Source organism: Paenibacillus stellifer (assembly GCF_000758685.1).
GTDB classification, from domain to species: domain Bacteria; phylum Bacillota; class Bacilli; order Paenibacillales; family Paenibacillaceae; genus Paenibacillus_AQ; species Paenibacillus_AQ stellifer.
On the sequence record NZ_CP009286.1, the window covers coordinates 2,882,777 to 2,899,344 of the forward strand.

The following is a 16,568-nucleotide window of genomic DNA, read 5'->3' on the forward strand; positions in this document are numbered from 1 at the left end:
ATATCCATGATTAGTAGAATCCTGCTTCCTGCAAAAGTTATTGTAGCTCTTGAACATCATTATGTATAATTGAATTATATAAAGAGTTAGTTCAAAAAAAATGAACTACAGGCCATTTGCCTATCGAAGAAGGAGCCGATATGGATCTTCGCGCGTTGCATACGTTTCATAGGATTGTGAAGCATGGCAGCTTCATTCGGGCTGCCGAAGAATTGAGTTATGCCCAATCGACGGTTACGATGCAGATGCAGAAGCTGGAGGCGGAGCTTGGCATGCAGCTGTTCGAACGAGGGAAGACCATCCGGCTGACCGAAGCGGGAAGGCTGCTGTCGGAGCGAAGCAGGCCGCTTCTGCAAAATATGGAGCGGCTCGAAGAAGAAATGGCCGGACTTACGCACGGCAGCTCCGGCCATATCCGGCTTGGGGTGACGGAACCGACGGCAAGCTATCGTCTGCCAGCCGTCATCCGCTCTTTCACAGGCCGATATCCGGACGTGAAATTCTCGCTGATGTTCGGCAATACGCCCCAGCTCAGCGAGCTGCTGCAGCGCGGCGAACTCGATCTGGCACTCTGCTCGGCTCCAGATACGGGGAGAACGCTCCATTTCGAACCGCTGTTTCGCGAGGAGTTCGTCTTGCTGCTGCCGAAAGGGCATCCCCTGGAAGAACGACAAACGGTGTCGCCCGAGGATTTCGAGGGACACCGTCTGCTGGTTACTTCCGATACATGTCCTTACCGCCGCAAGCTGGAGCTGATTTTGCGGGAAGCCGGAGGAATAGCTCCGGGTACAATGGAGATTGGGAGCATGACGGCACTCAAAGCCTACGTCGCCGAAGGACTCGGGATGGCGCTCGTTCCGAGAATTACCGTAGAGTCCGCTCCGCCAGGAACCGTGATCAGGGAGGTCACCGGTGGACTGGTGGAGATGACCTTCGGCATATTAAGCAGCATCTCCGTGGATCAGCTGAAGCCGGCCGGGTACCGTTTCGTTCATGCCCTTAGGGAGAAGCTTGGAGCCTGGTGACCGAAGAGCGTTGATCGGCTTACTGAAAGCCCATGACCGGGTGCGGCACATAGGGCTCTTCCAGCCGGCGAATTTCGTCGTCCGTCAGCTGGACATCAAGCGCCGCCACGGCATCCTCCAGATGATGAGGCTTGGTCGCGCCGACAATCGGAGCGGTAACGGGCTTCTTCTGGAGCACCCAGGCCAATGCGACCTGCGCGCGGGGCAGACCCCGGCTCTCCGCGATTTCCTTCACAACTCCGGCAACCTTGCGGTCCGCTTCTTCCGCTACCGAATAGAGCAGCTTTCCGAATTTATCGGTTTCCGACCGGAAGCTTGTCTCATCCCAGTCGCGGGTCAGCTTGCCGCGGGCAAGCGGGCTCCAGGGAATGACGCCGATGTTCTCGGCTTCGCATAGCGGCAGCATCTCCCGCTCCTCTTCCCGGTAGAGGAGGTTCAGATAGTTCTGCATACTGACGAACCGGGTCCAGCCGTGGCGTTCCGCAGTGAACAGCGCCTTCTGGAACTGCCAGGCGTACATGGAGGAGGCTCCTATGTAGCGGGCTTTGCCGGCTTTGACCACATCATGAAGAGCTTCCATCGTCTCCTCGATCGGCGTATTGTAGTCCCAGCGGTGAATCTGGTACAGATCCACATAATCCGTACCGAGACGCCGGAGGCTGTGATCGATTTCCGAGAGAATTGCCTTGCGGGACAAACCGCCGCCATTCGGCCCTTTGCGCATTTACCCATGGACCTTGGTGGCGATGACAACCTCGTCCCGGCTGACCATATCCTTCAAAGCTCTGCCGACGATTTCCTCGCTGGAGCCATCCGAATACACATTCGCTGTATCGAAAAAATTAATGCCGAGGTCCAGCGCTTTTTTGATAAATGGCCGGCTCTGTTCCTCATTCAGTGACCATTCATGGTTGCCCCTTCCCGGTTCTCCGTAGCTCATGCACCCCAGAACGATCCGGGATACCTCCAGGCCGCTGCTGCCGAGTCTCGAATACTGCATATTCATCCTCCTCTACTAATATATGGTTTCGAGTCCCAGTTTAGCTCTGAAAGAAGAGAGGTGCAAGTTTTGGCCCCTTGATAGAAACCGCATACCCATTTAATTTACATTTCATGTATAATGTTCAGGATTGTTTATAATCCAACGAAGCGAGGACCTTCCATGATCAATGTAACGAAGCTGCTTACCGGTATGAAGGGTGAAGGAGACGATCTGCGATACTCGATTAAGCGGGACAGCAGACCGCACGGCGTTTCGGCGGGCAGAGGACCTGTTGTTGTATGGAACGCGACACAGGCCTGTAATCTGAGCTGCAAGCACTGCTATGCCGAGGCCTGTCCCGCATCTGGACCGAATGAGATGACGACTGAGGAAGCGAAAGCGTTTATTGAGGATTTGGCGGCTTTCCGCGCGCCTGTACTGCTGTTCTCGGGCGGTGAGCCGCTTATGCGAAAAGACGTGCTGGAGCTGATCGCCTATGCTTCCAGTAAGGGACTGCGGCCGGTAATATCTACGAACGGAACATTGATTACACCGGAGATGGCGAGCCGGCTGAAAGCCGCGGGCACCGGATATGTAGGCATCAGCCTGGACGGACTGTCGGAGCGGCATGATGAATTCAGAGGCCGGAGAGGAGCGTTCGAACGTTCGCTCGCCGGCATCCGGAACTGTCTGGACATCGGACAGAAGGTGGGCGTCCGGTTCACCATAAGCAGACATACCTATGACGATTTGGACGGTATCCTGGAGCTGATTGAACAAGAGAATATTCCGCGTGCCTGCTTCTATCACCTGGTCTACTCCGGCAGAGGCAGCGGCCTCCAGCGGGAGGATGTGACCCACGAACAGTCGCGCAGTGCGCTGAACCGCATCATGGCGAAGGCGAGAGAGCTTCACGCCAAAGGGCGCAAGACCGAGCTGCTCACGGTGGACAACCATGCTGACGGCATCTATATTTATCAGAAAATGATGGAGCATGACCCGGACCGCGCAGCCGAGGCGCTGGACCTGCTCCGCCGCAATGGGGGCAACCGTTCCGGCATCGCAATCGGCTGCGTCGATTGGAACGGCAACGTGTATGCCGATCAGTTCACAAGAGACGAAGCGGTAGGAAACATCAGAGAGAGCGCATTCAGCGAAATCTGGCGAGAAGCCTCTCACCCTCTCCTGGCGGGTCTTCGGGACCGGAAGCCGCTACTACAGGGCAGATGCCGGGAATGCAATTGGCTGGACGTCTGCAACGGCAACTTCCGGGCGCGGGCAACCGCCACCGGCGATCTGTGGGGCGAAGACCCTTCCTGCTATTTAAGCGATCAGGAAATCGGAATCGGTTGACCAATCTCCGTCAGAAAGGTGATCTTAGATGCTAATATCCTGGAATGTCACCAAACGCTGCAATTTGTACTGTGAACACTGCTATCGCGATTCTGGCCCGGATTCACCGATTGATTCACAGCTGAGCACGGAGGAAGGCAAGCTGCTTATTACGCAGATTCGCGATGCCGGATTCCGGCTGCTTATCTTAAGCGGCGGAGAGCCTCTGATCCGCGAGGATCTCACCGAGCTTGTTGCCTTCGCATCTTCAGTGGGACTTCGTCCGGCGCTTGGGAGCAACGGTACGCTGCTGACGGCGGACAAAGCCGCAGAGCTTAAGAGAGCGGGACTCGGCGGAATTGCCATCAGTCTCGACAGCGCCGATCCGGAGCATCATAACCGGTTCCGCAATGCTTCCGAGGGCTGGCAGCAAGCGGTGCAGGGCATTAAATATGCCCAAGAGGCCGGGCTTCGCGTGCAGATTAATATGACGCTGACCGAAGAGAACACGGAACATTTCGAGCAGGTAGCCAAGCTGGCAGAAGAGCTTAAGGTGGCATCGTTACATCCGTTCTTCCTTGTGCCCACGGGCAGAGGAATACAGATTGAAGAGGAGAGCCTGAAGCGGGACCGGTATTACTCGGTTCTCCGGAATGTCCTATCCTTGCAGAAATCGTCATCGCTTGAAATCAAACCAACCTGTGCTCCCCAGTTCATGCCGCTGGCGAAATCGATGGGGCTAGAGATGCGTTACACGCGGGGCTGCCTCGCCGGTGTTGCGTATTGCTCCATCCTGCCTGACGGGGATGTTCATGTCTGCCCATATTTGCCTGTCAAAGCGGGGAATGTCCGGGAGCAGTCTTTCGATACGATCTGGAGAGAAAGTCCTGTTTTTCACCAACTACGAAACTTCGAAAAATATGCGGGAGCCTGCGGCTCCTGCCCTGATGTCGGCATCTGCGGAGGCTGCCGTGCCCGTTCCTTCTACTACAGCGGAGGCAATCTGATGGCCGAAGAACCCTGGTGCTACAAAAGAGAACTGGCTCTATAGAAGGGAGGGCGGACATGCCTCTGGATTTGGCTGACAAGAAGCTGCTGAACCGTCTTCAGATCGGACTTCCACTTGTGAAACGGCCATGGGACTCCTTCGAGGACGAGCTTCAGCTTCAATATGAAGACATTCGGAAGCGATTGGAACGGTTGCAGCAGGAAGGTATAATCCGCCGGATCGGCGGCGTGTTTAACCCTTCCGCCCTCGGATACCGGGGGTGTCTGTACGCAATGGAGGTTGACGAATCCCGCTTTGCTCATACGGCGGCCGTAGTGAACCGGTTTAAGGGCGTCACGCATAATTACCGCCGCCGGAACCGGCTGAATATGTGGTTCACGCTGTCCTCCCGATTTGAGGAAGATCGGACGGCCATTCTGAGCGAGATCGGGGAAGCAGCCGGACATACCGGGATCTATGCTTTTCCTACCAAAAGAGTGTTCAAGCTGAGGGTATTTCTGAACATGGAGGAGCAAGGCGCGGACGGCGAACGGAGCGGCAGTGCCAGCAAGCCCTTGCTTCACCCGGCAACGGACGTGAACTGGGAGCATAGAGATTGGGAACTGATCCGTGAGCTTCAAGGCAGTCTTCCGCTCTCAGAGCTGCCCTTTGACGAAATCTCGGCCCGCATCGGCTGTGAACCGGAGGAAGTTCTCGAAAGGCTGCAGCGGCTTCATTCCGCCGGGGCACTTAAGCGGATCGCCGCAGTTCTGATGCACCGTCAGGCCGGTTACACTGCCAACGGGCTGTTCGTCGCCGAGGTTCCCGAAGAGGTGCTGGAGAAGGCGGGAACCCGTCTGGCGGGCCATACGGAAGTGAGCCACTGCTACGAGCGGCAGGCGTATCCCGAATGGCCGTACAATCTATACGCCATGATTCACGGTACGGATGAGAGAATTGTGCGGTCTGTCGCCGAAGAGTTTGCCCTGAAGGAAGGCATCGGAAAGTACGAGCTTCTGTTCAGCACAGCGGAGTTGAAGAAGACAAGCTTTACGATTTAGTGCGGCATGTGAGCGAGTATCTGCTCATCCGTTATTTGGAAAGAGGCGGGAACATCATGAAACGCGGAGACTGGCTGATCATTATGATCGGGTTGCTGATTGCAGGCTCGATCTATGGAATTCGATGGGTAACTATGGATCATAGCGAGTATCGCCCCGGAGAGCTTGCGGCCAAAATATTGGTGGACGGCAAGCTGTACCGGGACGTTTCGCTTACTAAGGATACGCAGTATATACACATTCGAACGTCATTTGGACATAATACGCTTAAAGTGTATAATTACGGGATTCAGATGGTACAGTCGGACGCTCCGAAGACGATCGCTCTGGACATGGGCTTTAAATCTAAGCCTTATCAGCAAATCATTTGCATCCCAAATCGGGTATATGTGGAAGTGTATAACCCGCATCGGAGCTCCTCGGAGAATGAGATCGACGGCGTTATCCATCCCGGATAAGCCAACCAACAGGCCTTTTGCATCATACACAGCCATTAACGGACTGGCGTATGAAGCGGAAGGCCGTTTTTCTCGCAATTTGAGGACATATGTCCTTCACGTCAGGTTTAAGATCGCTTTAAATAAGAGCAGAGCATAAATAAAGGAGAGACTACCATGAGGGGATTATTACTGGCTCTGCTGGGGGGCGCCTGCATTACGCTGCAGGGGGTGGCGAACGCTCAAATCAGCCGGGATATCGGGACTTGGCAGGCGGCAACGATTACGCAGCTGACCGGCTTTCTTATTTCACTGCTGATTCTGCTGTTCACCCGCGACCGTAAGCAAGGTTGGGCCAAACGCGTAAATCCGCTGTACATCACGGGAGGCGGCTTTGCGGCGATCATTATTTTCAGCGAGGTAACTGCAATTAAGGGAGTCGGGGTAACGCTGACGGTCTCCGCGCTGCTGATTGCCCAGCTGCTGCTGACTTTTCTGATCGACACGAAAGGATGGTTCGGCGTCCTGAAGCGCACGATGAGGCTGCCTCAGTTCATCGGCCTCGGTATGATGGTCGCGGGTGTTATCATCCTGAAATTCTGATACGATGGGAAGAACGCCGTTCAGGCGGAAGACTACTCACAATTGGAGTTGAGGGCGACAGATGAAGGAAATCCAAGATTCCGCGCAGCTTCAGGCCTATATGAACCAATACGGATTTCAGAATATTTTTAACGAGCAATTGAAGTCTTCCATGACTTTGTACGATTTTGAACGGGGAGAGCTGGTCTGTTCCCAGGGCGATCTCGCGGAATCACTGTATATTCTGGTCAAGGGAAAAATCAAGGTATTCACCACCTCGCCGGAAGGCCGGTCGCTTATTCTGAATTTCACCACGCCGGTCGAGGTGATCGGAGATATCGAGTACGTTCAGAACATCAAAATCATGAACACGGTTGAAGCGGTGACACCGGTTCAAATGATCGGTGTGCCTTGTCGGCTGATGCGTAAGTACGGACAGGATTCCCCGGCGCTGCTTAGCTTTCTGCTGGATGTCATTACCCGCAAGTTCCATCAGAAGAACAACACGCTGCGCTTTAATCTTTTGTACCCGGTGGAGGTCCGTCTGGCCAGCTATCTGCTGTCGGTTACGTACGATGACTCGGACCCGGGGTATCAAGGCAAGCTCAGTACGCTCGTCTTGACGGATGTGGCCAATCTGATCGGCACGAGTTACCGCCATTTGAACCGGACGATCCGCAAGATGTGCCAAGACGGTCTGATCATCCGCAGCAAAGGGTTTCTTATCGTGAAGGACAGAGAAGGACTCAGCCGGATCGCCGACAAAAACATTTACGAATAGGAGAAATCAAGATGATTCAGGGATTGCTTCTCGCCATACTGGCGGGATCGCTGGTCAGTCTGCAGACGATATTTAACAGTAAGGTCAATGAACATACAGGCTCCTGGTCCACGACAACACTTGTCCTCTTCATGGGGTTCGCAGCTTCGCTTCTGTTCGGCATTATCTTTGAGGGGGGCGGGCTGTTCACGCTAAGTCATATGAAGCCCTGGTATTGGATAAGCGGAGCAATCGGCGTGGGCGTTGTGATCTGCCTGACCTTGTCCATCCGTATGCTGGGACCAACCTACGCAGTATCCGTCGTGCTGACCGCACAGCTCGGCTGTGCGCTGCTTTGGGACTCGCTTGGATTGATGGGCCTGGATAAGGTGCCGTTTACTTCTCAGCAGCTGATCGGAGTGCTTGTCATTATCGGCGGAATTCTGGTATTCAAATTGGGAGGAAGGGAGAGACAGACGGCATGAGCTTGAACATTATTGATAAAATCGCATGGATTCGCCTGGATCAAGGCCGGCTGCTGTGCGCACGCTCCAAGGGTAAGGATATGTATTATCTCCCAGGGGGCAAAAGAGAGCCTGGCGAAAGCGACCAAGAGGCGCTGATCCGCGAGGTGTGGGAGGAGCTGACGGTACGCATCGTGCCGGACAGCATCGTGCATTATGGAACGTTCACAGCGGCGGCTCACGGCAAGACGGAAGGCACCACAGTCTCCATGACCTGCTATACCGGTGATTATGAAGGAAATCTGGAGGCGGCTTCCGAGATTGAAGAACTGACATGGCTTACCTACAGTGACCGTGATCAAGTATCGGCTGCCAGCCAGTTGATTTTCGACCGGTTGCGTGAAGAAGGGCTCTTGTCATAAAATGGAATCGTAAGAGGGAGGAGGAACCTCGTGGCCGATTTCAAGGTTATCAGTCTGGACATGTTCCAGACACTTGTCAATGTTAACAGCCGGACCGAGCATATCTGGAGACCGATTCTGCTGGATCGATTCAAGGCGGAAACCGCGCGTCAATACGCCGAAATGCTGCAGGAGCACTTGCACATTCATTGGAATGCACCGACAACCCCGGGCGTCTTCAACCTAATGAGCGACGTGTACGGACGCAGCTTCGCTTCCTTGTTCGGCAAGCTGGGGATCAATTATGATGTTTCGTCTGCGGTGGATATTCTGTTCAGAGAACATACGTTGTCCGAGATGTACCCGGAGACGGCTTCTTTCCTGGAGGATATGGGCCGCAAATACCGGTTGTGCGTCGTGAGCGATGCGGATGAAGCGATGATGCCGGGTTTCTGCTCAAGCTATGAGATTCCTGTGTTTATGTCGGAGCTTCACCGCTCTTACAAGAATGATGCCGACAATGCCATGTTCAAAAAAGTGCTCGAAACCTTCCAGGTCGCCCCCGGCGAGGTCCTTCATATCGGAGATTCGCCTTCCGATGTGCTCGGAGCCAAGAGGGAAGGGATATCAGCCTGCTGGCTTAACCGATTAGGGCGAACATGGGATCATGATGTTCAGCCCGACTACACCGTCAAATCGCTTGATGAACTAAACATATTGCTTACGCATACATATGGCTGATCAGCCGCCGCATTCTCACAACCGTTATCCTGAATACAATGGGATGGCGGTTTTTTATTTAGGGCGGTGGCCTGTCCGCCAAAGGAACATCCGCGAGCAGTGTCGAATTATTCTATATGGGAATTTATAACATAAGGAGTTGCTCTAAAAGAGTTACTCTATAGGTATGTCATCGCTCCCGTATCATTCGATTATTCATTCAAAGAGGGTTATTCCTTATGCGTGTGTTTAACTTGGCGATTGCACTTCTTTCCTTGCTGCTGCTTACCACATTCAAATCGGACTTACCTGCCTTCCGTGATGTGGAGTGGGGGATGAGCCAAGCAGAAGTAAAAGCGCGGGAATCGCTGACGCTAAATGACGAGCATTCGGATGGTGCCACGGGCGAGCTTATTTACAGGCTGGATTCCCGGTACTCTCCAAATGCCGAAGTGTATTATTTCTTTCCTCAGAACCGGCAAAATCGGCTAAGCTTAGCCAGCTATCTTTATGAATTGGAACAACCGGATGCCCGGGATCGGCTTACGGATTATTTTCACCGAAGATTCAACCGTTTGTACGGGGAAGGCAAGCCGAGCACGAATTCCAATTTACCGGGTTATGTGTGGCTGAAGCAAGGCATATTTCTGATTAATGATCCGGGCGCACAGGCGGTTGTCATAGATTACTTTGATCCTGACTCAACAATCACCTTTTCTCAATAGGGGGAAACAAGCAATGCTAAGGGGACAGCAACTATTTATACATCTTGGATTATTATTGGCAGCATTCTTATTGCCCGTAGCTATCTTAAAGCTGTTGTTTATTATTTTTTCTGAATTTTACACAAAGGGTTTCATGACAGGACTGGGTCAAGCGTTGATATGTATCTTAATGATTGCCGTAAATGTTATTACAATGATCATGTCCTCTGAAAGGATACAGGATGGGAAAATTAAAGATGTGAAGAAATATATATTATTGGTTGTTTTTTTTAGCGTGTTCACCCAAATTACCTTGAGCCTTATTATTGAAAATCCATTCATAGATCCTCCGACGCCACATCTGTTTTAATAGCGAACCGGGTTCACTAGTCAGAAGGAATTGGTATATCCGTATTAGAAAAAGGGGGGATTTGATGCCATCGCAGATAAGCTGGTTGTCGGTTGCCATCACGGTGTTCCTTACCGTATGGACGTTCACCGCCATTTTTGCTACCATTAAGCCCCGCCTTTTTTGGGAGATTACCCAAGGCTGGAAAGCGACGCGGGAACCGTCCCGCGCCTATTTCATCCTGTCTGCCATAGGAACCGGCTTTCTTTCACTGATCGGACTTACGCTGCTGCTTCTGCCGTATTTTCATCATTGAAACTCAAGACCCCGTTCCCCGGTAATGCCGGACGCCGAAGCGCCAGGCTGCCAGACAAGGCAGCAGAAACAGCAGGGAAGCCAGCGGCAGCAAGGAATAGAGGAGAGAGTGTCCCTTTGCCCGGCCGAGAAGCGAGAGCATTGGCAGATAGCTGACACAGGCAAACGGAATTATGAAGGTGAAGAAGATCTTAACCGGTTTCCTGTAAATGTTCAGTGGGTACTGTGCCATTTCCCTGCCGCCGTCCGTGAAGATGTTCGCGACTTCCAGAGCCTGAACCGTCCAGAAGCATAACGTTGCGTTCAGAATAAAAATACCCGCAAAAATCAATGCGCCTCCCGCGATCATCATCACGAGAGTCAGGATTTTAAGCGGTGTCCAGGCAATCGGCAGATTCAGTATGGCCCAGACCAGCACAACGGTGCTTTGGGCCATTCTGCCGATCCGGGTAAACTCGAATTTGCTGCCGAGCACCTGAATAACCGTACCTCTTGGCCTGACCAGCAGCCGATCGAAATCCCCGCTAACCACCAAGGTGGAGAAACCGTCAAATCCGCGAACCAGGCATTCGGCCAGCGAGAAGGACATATGAATGACGCCGAAGATCAGGGCGGTTTCATAAAAGCTCCAGCCGGGAATCCCGCCAAAGCGCGAGAACATGAAATAGAGGCCGGCGAATATCGAGAACGGAATAAAGAACTGCCCCAGCGACAGCATCCAGAAGGAAGCCCGGTACTCCAGCTGGGAGCGCAGCAGTATGGACATATATTTGAAGTACAACCTCATCGTTTACCCTCCTTGCACAACGACCTGCCGCAGAGCCCGCTTGAGAAGGAACAAGCCGAGACCGATCAGAGCCGCTAGCCAAATCAATTGAATGCCAATCCCGATCATAGCTTGGTCTGCCCGGATATTCTCCGTATAGACCCGAAACGGAAAGTCGACTGTCCACCTGAAAGGCAGGGCGCTCGCGACCGCCGACATCCAGTCCGGCATCAGCGGTATCGGAATGATCATGCCGGCGAAAAATTCACCTGCCGTAGCGATCATCAGAAGCGAACCGGTCGGCGACATCGTCCAGAAGATCGAGATGTAGATCAGCATGGAAATGGAGCATACGAGCAGGACACTGAGTATGAGCGACGCTCCGAACAGCAGCCATGCCGAGCCTGAAGGCGGAAGATGCAGAGCATAAGGCTCGGGCAGCAGGAGAACGATGACCAGGATCGGCAGAGTCCGGAGCAGGGCGGCAGATACACGGGTTCCAAGCAGCTTGGCGTACCAGAAGCCGTACAAATCGCAGGGCCTGCACAGCTCGTAAGCAATGTTACCCCCGGTAATCAGTTGAAAAATATCCGTATCGCGAAAATAAAGCGCAATCAGGTTCAGGAACATCTGCTGAAGCCATACGTATGTGATCACGTCCTGCAGGCTCATCGGCTGATTCCCGCCCCCGAAGCGGTAGAATGCCTCATATACCATGATAAAGACGAAACCGAAGAAGAGCTGGGTCAGAAGCCCGGCGATTGCGGCGGCCCGATACTGCATCCCCATGACAAATCGCAATTTACCAACCGATAAATAAGCTCTCATATCCGATGCTCCCGGTACAGCTGAAGGATCACTTCGTCCACGGAGGCCGACTCCACCGACACATCCCGGACTTCCGCCGTTTCCGATACCGTCGCGATCAGCTCTGCAAGGCTGAACTGCCCGCTGTCATAGCTGAACACCGCCTGCTCCGGAGTCCAGGAATGGAGGGAGGCCAGCGGAATCTGCGGCTGCTGCCTGCATTCCAGAAAATCCACGGTAACCGTCCGGCGGCTGCCGTATTTCTGCCTTAGCTCCTGAAGGGAGCCGTCATACAGGAGAGAGCCTTTGCCGATCATGAGAATCCGGTCCGCAAGCGCCTCGATGTCGTTCATATCATGGGTGGTGAGAATGACGGTCACGCCTTTCTCGCGGTTGATCGTCTTGATGAACTGCCGGACTGCAATTTTACTGGCGGCATCAAGGCCGATCGTCGGCTCATCCAGAAACAGAATTTTCGGATCATGCAGCAGCGACGCGGTAATCTCGCAGCGCATCCGCTGCCCGAGACTGAGCTGGCGGACCGGCACCCGGAGCAGTTCTCCAAGTGACAGCGTCTCCGTCAGCATGGACAGATTGCTGCGGTAGCGGGCTTCCGGTATGCGGTAAATGTCCCGCAGCAGCTCAAAGGAATCCAGGACAGGCACATCCCACCACAATTGGGAGCGCTGTCCGAACACAACGCCGATCTGCCCGACATAAGCGGTTCGCTCACTCCAGGGGGTGCGGTTCAGGATCTTGCAGCTCCCGCCATCCGGTACTAGAATGCCGCACATAATCTTGATGGTTGTCGATTTGCCCGCGCCGTTCGGGCCGATGTAGCCGACGATTTCGCCTTCCCGTATCGAGAAGCTGATATCATTCAGCGCTTCTACGAGCCGATGCTTCCGGTGGAACAACGATTTGGCTGCCTGCAAAGCGCCGGCGGAGCGCTCGGCAACCTTGAAGGTTTTGCGGATGCCATTTAATTCAATAAGGGGTGTGCTCAAGTGGGATACCTCCGTTTCATGGTTTAGCATGAACGACTATATCGGAATTCCCAAAAAAAGACTAGACTTATGTTTTCCGGCCGTTTATACTAATATCATAAGGAACGGGGATACGACCCCTTGCTTAAAATCTATCTAAAACACCCAAACGACATGAAAATGTCGTTTTTTTGTGTTTTATCCCCTTTATCATCCGTATGTCAAAGGCAGACCTGGCATCACAAAGTACCATATCATGGAAGGATGCGGACAGGGGAGCGGAGAATATATTACTTATGTGAGCCAGGAGGAATAACGATGCAAATCGCAACTTCGATAATCGAAACCGGCAGATTGCTGCTGAGGCCTTTTGAACCCGGAGACGCTGAAAGCATGCTTCGCAATTGGATCGGCGATCCCGAGGTTCAGCACGAGTATGGCGAGCCGGTATATGATAGTGAGGAAGAAGTCATGGAGCTGCTGCGGAAGTGGACGGCATCCTATGCGGAACCTGAGTTTTACCGGTGGGCAATGATCCGGAGAGAAGACCGGGAATGTATTGGCCAGATTGCCTTTTGCAGCGTGGATACACGGCATCATTTTGCCGATATCGAATACTGCGTCGGACGAAGCTATCAGGGAAACGGCTATGCCAGCGAAGCGCTCCGGGCGGTCATTGCCTATACTTTTTCCTACACCAGTCTCAACAGGCTTCAGGCTTTCCACCGGGCCAGAAATCAGCATTCCGCCAGAGTTCTGCAGAAATCGGGCATGATTTATGAGGGCACGCTGCGGCAGAGCTTTTACTATGAGGATCTGGATGAATATGATGACCGGGTCTATTATGGGATCTGTAAAGAAGAGGTGGATCGGAGAATTCCCAGTTCCCCAGGGTTCCCGCTGGATTGATCCGGCAAGCTTATTTTTCATATTAATTAAATTCCTATTGGAGTACAATATTTACATAAAATAGCCTATATGTTTCATACTGGGTATCTGAATTAATCGTGGGCAAAGGAGTGATTAATGTGAACGTTGTGGAAAGAAAAAGAGTTGCCGCTCAACCGAGACTGACATTAACGGAAGCTCAGTTATCCAAGCTCTTGAAGCAGAATTATTCATTGATTCAAGGCAGCAGACAAGTTCTGAAGAAGGTGTTCGAACAATTGCTGGCCAAAGAGAAATTCATCTGTTTGACGGACAAGAACGGCTGCATGATCGATCTGATTGCCGATATCGAGACCGTTCAGTTCTTATTCGAGAATGGATTGAAGCTCGGGACCAATGTGGGGCATGGCGGCGTTACTGCCGTCGGTAAAGTGCTGAAATCCAAACAAATGGAAGTGGTCAACGGTCCGGAGCATTCCTGGGACGCCTTGCTGTCGTGGACCTGTATTGCCGCTCCCGTATATTTTATGGAAGAGTTCAAAGGGGTCGTCAGTATCTCGCTGAAAATAGATGAAAAGATCAACCATTGTAAAATTGTAGTCCAATTGGTGAGTGATTATGTTGCGGCGCTGCTCCGAATGGACCGAAAGCTTAAACCGGATAGGCTTACCTTCTTTGGAGCGTTAATACTGGATAATCAAATAGGGCTGACTCCCAGAGAGATTGAGGTCTTATACCATCTGAAATCCGGGGAGTCGATTCACCAGCTTCCGGACTATCTGAAGGTATCGCCGAACACCGTGAAAAGCCATCTAAAGAGCATATACCGAAAGCTGGATGTGAATTCGCTGGAGCATTGCCTCTTCGTAATCGACAGCATGATTGAACAGGCTACACAACTAAATATCGAATGCATGGAGAAAGGGTGAGAAATTTCACCCTTTTTTTGTTTGTGCAGGGTGATTCGACAACTGGAAATGATAGGTAAAATAGAGCTTAGAAATAAATCATTATATGGATAGGAGACTGAGGTGCATGGAGAATGTTGTTATCGTTGCGGCGGCGCGGTCAGCGATTGGAGCATTTGGCGGGGTAATCTCTGAAGCATCAGCGACCACCCTTGGAAGTGCAGTTATCAGAGGACTTATGGAGAGAAGCGGCCTTAAGGCTGGTGAAATTGATGAAGTTATTTTAGGCAATGTGCTCACAGCGGGATGCGGGCAAAATCCGGCCAGGCAATCGTCTTACGAGGCCGGTCTTCCGTATCAATCATGCGCCTATACGATCAACAAAGTGTGCGGTTCGGGGTTAAAGGCCATTCAATTGGGTGTACAAGCTATATGCTGCCAGGATGCGGACATTGTTATCGCAGGAGGACAGGAGAATATGGATATGGCCGCGCACATCCTGAATAAGTCCCGGAAGGGCCAACGGATGGGCAACTGGGAGCTTGTAGACAGTCTGATTCAGGATGGCTTATGCGATGCATTTGGCAACTATCATATGGGAATCACTGCGGAGAATATCGCGGAGAAGTTCGGGATCTCCCGCACGGAGCAGGACGAATTTGCCGTCAATTCACAGGCTAAAGCGAATGAAGCAATTCAAAATGAACGGTTCGCCAGAGAGATTATTCCGATTCAGATTGAAAAAAGAGGTACTGTTCATTCTTTTGATAAAGATGAATTTCCACGGCCGGGCACAAGCTTGGAGGTGCTATCCAGGTTGAAGCCGGCATTCAAAGAGAACGGCACGGTTACTGCTGGTAATTCCTCCGGTATTAACAATGGAGCCGCTGCCGTCCTGTTAATGAGCGAGAAGAAAGCGCATGAACTGGGTCTCAAGCCTTTGGCAAGAATTGCGGGATACGCCAATGTCGGTGTGGACCCTTCATTAATGGGCACAGGTCCGATTATGGCCAGCAAGAAGGCACTGTCCCGGGCAGGGTGGGAAGTTCAGGAGCTGGATTTGATCGAATCGAATGAAGCTTTTGCGGCTCAAGCCATCGCGGTCAACCGGGAGATGCAATGGGATACCGATAAAGTAAATGTCAACGGCGGCGCGATAGCACTTGGCCATCCGATTGGCGCTTCCGGGGCACGAATCGTTGTCACCCTGCTGCATGAGATGCTGCGGCGCGATGCCCGAAAAGGTCTGGCGACCTTATGCATCGGCGGCGGGATGGGAGCTGCAATGCTGCTCGAAAGATAGAATCTGCCTTTGAAAGGTGTGCCCTATATGAGCGAAAAAATTGCCTTGGTTACCGGAGGAACACGCGGGATTGGAGAGGCCATCTGCAAAAACTTTCTTGAGAATTCGTTCCGGGTCATTACATGTGCTACAAATGCCGAGCGAAATGCCCGGTGGCTGGATATGCGAATTTCCGAAGGATATTCCAACGTGGATTGCTATGTCTGCGATGTGAGTGATTATGAACAATGCAGGTCAACCGTTGCGGATATTGAGCAGAAATACGGGCAAATCGACATCCTGGTTAATAACGCGGGGATTACGAGGGATGCAAGCCTGAAAAAAATGACGAAGGAAAACTGGGACGCCGTGCTGAGAACGAATTTGGACAGCCTGTTCAACATCACAAGTCATGTGCTGCCCCTGATGCTCAAACGGAATTACGGCCGCATCATCAATATTTCATCGGTCAACGGCGAGAAGGGACAGTTCGGACAGACCAATTATGCGGCTGCAAAAGCTGGTACTCACGGGTTCACCAAGTCATTGGCAAGGGAGGTATCGAATAAGAACATTACGGTTAACACCGTATCGCCCGGATATATAGAGACCGACATGATGGCGAGCATCCCGAAAAATATTCTCGACGATATTATTGGACAGATTCCGGTAGGACGGCTTGGTAAACCGGAAGAAATCGCCGAGGTTGTCTATTTTCTCACAACAGGCGGTGCAGAGTACATTACAGGCTCGGTTATCTCCGTGAATGGAGGACTGCATATGTATTGATTAACCGCTAAGGGGTGAACAG

The 16,568-nt window shown here is 52.3% G+C and carries 20 protein-coding genes and 1 pseudogene; 17 read left to right on the forward strand and 4 right to left on the reverse strand.

What is annotated here, in order from left to right; all coding sequences use genetic code 11:
• Positions 1 to 140: 140 nt before the first annotated feature.
• Positions 141 to 1,025, forward strand: a complete 885-nt coding sequence (locus PSTEL_RS13205) for a LysR family transcriptional regulator (RefSeq protein ID WP_038695938.1) — start codon at positions 141 to 143, stop codon at positions 1,023 to 1,025.
• 19 nt (positions 1,026 to 1,044) lie between these two features.
• Here PSTEL_RS13205 and PSTEL_RS13210 read toward each other — a convergent pair.
• Positions 1,045 to 2,025 (reverse strand): annotated as a pseudogene (locus tag PSTEL_RS13210) (aldo/keto reductase).
• Positions 2,026 to 2,187: 162 nt separating this feature from the next.
• Here PSTEL_RS13210 and PSTEL_RS13215 point away from each other — a divergent pair.
• From PSTEL_RS13215 to PSTEL_RS13270, 12 genes are all read left to right on the forward strand, one after another.
• Positions 2,188 to 3,360 (forward strand): radical SAM/SPASM domain-containing protein, encoded by a 1,173-nt coding sequence (locus PSTEL_RS13215; RefSeq protein ID WP_038695940.1) that lies wholly within the window; start codon positions 2,188 to 2,190, stop codon positions 3,358 to 3,360.
• Between the two features lie 28 nt (positions 3,361 to 3,388).
• A complete protein-coding gene (locus tag PSTEL_RS13220) occupies positions 3,389 to 4,390 on the forward strand; it encodes a radical SAM/SPASM domain-containing protein (RefSeq protein WP_038695941.1) in 1,002 nt (333 codons plus the stop codon).
• A 14-nt stretch (positions 4,391 to 4,404) separates the two neighbouring features.
• The gene (gene ahbB / locus PSTEL_RS13225) at positions 4,405 to 5,388 is read left to right on the forward strand and encodes a siroheme decarboxylase subunit beta (protein ID WP_038695943.1); all 984 of its coding nucleotides are present in this window, start codon (positions 4,405 to 4,407) and stop codon (positions 5,386 to 5,388) included.
• A gap of 8 nt (positions 5,389 to 5,396) precedes the next feature.
• Positions 5,397 to 5,846: a NusG domain II-containing protein gene (locus tag PSTEL_RS13230; RefSeq protein WP_245624947.1), complete on the forward strand. Its 450-nt coding sequence runs from the start codon at positions 5,397 to 5,399 to the stop codon at positions 5,844 to 5,846.
• Positions 5,847 to 6,002: 156 nt separating this feature from the next.
• Positions 6,003 to 6,428: a DMT family transporter gene (locus tag PSTEL_RS13235; protein WP_038695945.1), complete on the forward strand. Its 426-nt coding sequence runs from the start codon at positions 6,003 to 6,005 to the stop codon at positions 6,426 to 6,428.
• A gap of 61 nt (positions 6,429 to 6,489) precedes the next feature.
• Positions 6,490 to 7,188, forward strand: coding sequence for a Crp/Fnr family transcriptional regulator (locus tag PSTEL_RS13240; protein ID WP_038695947.1), 699 nt, complete (start codon positions 6,490 to 6,492; stop codon positions 7,186 to 7,188).
• Between the two features lie 11 nt (positions 7,189 to 7,199).
• On the forward strand, positions 7,200 to 7,652 hold the full coding sequence (locus PSTEL_RS13245) for a DMT family transporter (protein ID WP_038695949.1): 453 nt from the start codon (positions 7,200 to 7,202) through the stop codon (positions 7,650 to 7,652).
• Positions 7,649 to 8,053 (forward strand): NUDIX hydrolase, encoded by a 405-nt coding sequence (locus PSTEL_RS13250; protein WP_038695951.1) that lies wholly within the window; start codon positions 7,649 to 7,651, stop codon positions 8,051 to 8,053. Before PSTEL_RS13245 ends, PSTEL_RS13250 begins: the two co-directional genes overlap by 4 nt.
• Before the next feature lie 30 nt (positions 8,054 to 8,083).
• Positions 8,084 to 8,773, forward strand: a complete 690-nt coding sequence (locus tag PSTEL_RS13255) for an HAD family hydrolase (protein WP_038695953.1) — start codon at positions 8,084 to 8,086, stop codon at positions 8,771 to 8,773.
• Between the two features lie 218 nt (positions 8,774 to 8,991).
• Positions 8,992 to 9,477 (forward strand): hypothetical protein, encoded by a 486-nt coding sequence (locus tag PSTEL_RS13260; RefSeq protein ID WP_038695955.1) that lies wholly within the window; start codon positions 8,992 to 8,994, stop codon positions 9,475 to 9,477.
• Between the two features lie 13 nt (positions 9,478 to 9,490).
• Complete coding sequence (locus tag PSTEL_RS13265) at positions 9,491 to 9,826, forward strand: hypothetical protein (protein ID WP_038695956.1); 336 nt, start codon at positions 9,491 to 9,493, stop codon at positions 9,824 to 9,826.
• 64 nt (positions 9,827 to 9,890) lie between these two features.
• Positions 9,891 to 10,121: a DUF6199 family natural product biosynthesis protein gene (locus tag PSTEL_RS13270; RefSeq protein WP_038695959.1), complete on the forward strand. Its 231-nt coding sequence runs from the start codon at positions 9,891 to 9,893 to the stop codon at positions 10,119 to 10,121.
• A 3-nt stretch (positions 10,122 to 10,124) separates the two neighbouring features.
• Here PSTEL_RS13270 and PSTEL_RS13275 read toward each other — a convergent pair whose 3' ends face one another.
• From PSTEL_RS13275 to PSTEL_RS13285, 3 genes are read right to left on the reverse strand one after another with little or no spacing between them, the layout of a single operon-like run.
• Positions 10,125 to 10,907, reverse strand: a complete 783-nt coding sequence (locus PSTEL_RS13275; protein WP_038695961.1) for an ABC transporter permease — start codon at positions 10,905 to 10,907, stop codon at positions 10,125 to 10,127.
• 3 nt (positions 10,908 to 10,910) lie between these two features.
• A complete protein-coding gene (locus PSTEL_RS13280; protein WP_038695963.1) occupies positions 10,911 to 11,714 on the reverse strand; it encodes an ABC transporter permease in 804 nt (267 codons plus the stop codon).
• The gene (locus tag PSTEL_RS13285) at positions 11,711 to 12,700 is read right to left on the reverse strand and encodes an ABC transporter ATP-binding protein (protein WP_038695965.1); all 990 of its coding nucleotides are present in this window, start codon (positions 12,698 to 12,700) and stop codon (positions 11,711 to 11,713) included. The genes PSTEL_RS13280 and PSTEL_RS13285 overlap by 4 nt, the downstream gene beginning before the upstream one ends.
• Positions 12,701 to 12,997: 297 nt before the next feature.
• Between PSTEL_RS13285 and PSTEL_RS13290 the strand changes: the two genes are divergently transcribed.
• From PSTEL_RS13290 to phbB, 4 genes are all read left to right on the forward strand, one after another.
• Entirely contained in the window at positions 12,998 to 13,588 is a 591-nt protein-coding gene (locus PSTEL_RS13290) for a GNAT family N-acetyltransferase (protein WP_038695967.1), read from the forward strand.
• Positions 13,589 to 13,707: 119 nt separating this feature from the next.
• On the forward strand, positions 13,708 to 14,496 hold the full coding sequence (locus tag PSTEL_RS13295; protein ID WP_038695969.1) for a helix-turn-helix transcriptional regulator: 789 nt from the start codon (positions 13,708 to 13,710) through the stop codon (positions 14,494 to 14,496).
• A 106-nt stretch (positions 14,497 to 14,602) separates the two neighbouring features.
• Positions 14,603 to 15,778, forward strand: a complete 1,176-nt coding sequence (locus tag PSTEL_RS13300; protein ID WP_038695971.1) for an acetyl-CoA C-acetyltransferase — start codon at positions 14,603 to 14,605, stop codon at positions 15,776 to 15,778.
• A gap of 27 nt (positions 15,779 to 15,805) precedes the next feature.
• Positions 15,806 to 16,546 carry an acetoacetyl-CoA reductase gene (phbB, locus tag PSTEL_RS13305; protein WP_038695973.1) on the forward strand — a complete coding sequence of 247 codons (741 nt, stop codon included), beginning with the start codon at positions 15,806 to 15,808 and terminating at the stop codon, positions 16,544 to 16,546.
• Positions 16,547 to 16,568 lie beyond the last annotated feature (22 nt).

Excerpts from the sequence above, each read along its gene's own strand:
- PSTEL_RS13205 (WP_038695938.1), top strand. The coding sequence starts at position 141 with ATGGATCTTCGCGCGTTGCATACGTTTCATAGGATTGTGAAGCATGGC.
- PSTEL_RS13215 (WP_038695940.1), top strand. The coding sequence starts at position 2,188 with ATGATCAATGTAACGAAGCTGCTTACCGGTATGAAGGGTGAAGGAGAC.
- PSTEL_RS13220 (WP_038695941.1), top strand. The coding sequence starts at position 3,389 with ATGCTAATATCCTGGAATGTCACCAAACGCTGCAATTTGTACTGTGAA.
- ahbB (WP_038695943.1), top strand. The coding sequence starts at position 4,405 with ATGCCTCTGGATTTGGCTGACAAGAAGCTGCTGAACCGTCTTCAGATC.
- PSTEL_RS13235 (WP_038695945.1), top strand. The coding sequence starts at position 6,003 with ATGAGGGGATTATTACTGGCTCTGCTGGGGGGCGCCTGCATTACGCTG.
- PSTEL_RS13240 (WP_038695947.1), top strand. The coding sequence starts at position 6,490 with ATGAAGGAAATCCAAGATTCCGCGCAGCTTCAGGCCTATATGAACCAA.
- PSTEL_RS13245 (WP_038695949.1), top strand. The coding sequence starts at position 7,200 with ATGATTCAGGGATTGCTTCTCGCCATACTGGCGGGATCGCTGGTCAGT.
- PSTEL_RS13250 (WP_038695951.1), top strand. The coding sequence starts at position 7,649 with ATGAGCTTGAACATTATTGATAAAATCGCATGGATTCGCCTGGATCAA.
- PSTEL_RS13260 (WP_038695955.1), top strand. The coding sequence starts at position 8,992 with ATGCGTGTGTTTAACTTGGCGATTGCACTTCTTTCCTTGCTGCTGCTT.
- PSTEL_RS13265 (WP_038695956.1), top strand. The coding sequence starts at position 9,491 with ATGCTAAGGGGACAGCAACTATTTATACATCTTGGATTATTATTGGCA.
- PSTEL_RS13270 (WP_038695959.1), top strand. The coding sequence starts at position 9,891 with ATGCCATCGCAGATAAGCTGGTTGTCGGTTGCCATCACGGTGTTCCTT.
- PSTEL_RS13275 (WP_038695961.1), bottom strand. The coding sequence starts at position 10,907 with ATGAGGTTGTACTTCAAATATATGTCCATACTGCTGCGCTCCCAGCTG.
- PSTEL_RS13280 (WP_038695963.1), bottom strand. The coding sequence starts at position 11,714 with ATGAGAGCTTATTTATCGGTTGGTAAATTGCGATTTGTCATGGGGATG.
- PSTEL_RS13290 (WP_038695967.1), top strand. The coding sequence starts at position 12,998 with ATGCAAATCGCAACTTCGATAATCGAAACCGGCAGATTGCTGCTGAGG.
- PSTEL_RS13300 (WP_038695971.1), top strand. The coding sequence starts at position 14,603 with ATGGAGAATGTTGTTATCGTTGCGGCGGCGCGGTCAGCGATTGGAGCA.
- phbB (WP_038695973.1), top strand. The coding sequence starts at position 15,806 with ATGAGCGAAAAAATTGCCTTGGTTACCGGAGGAACACGCGGGATTGGA.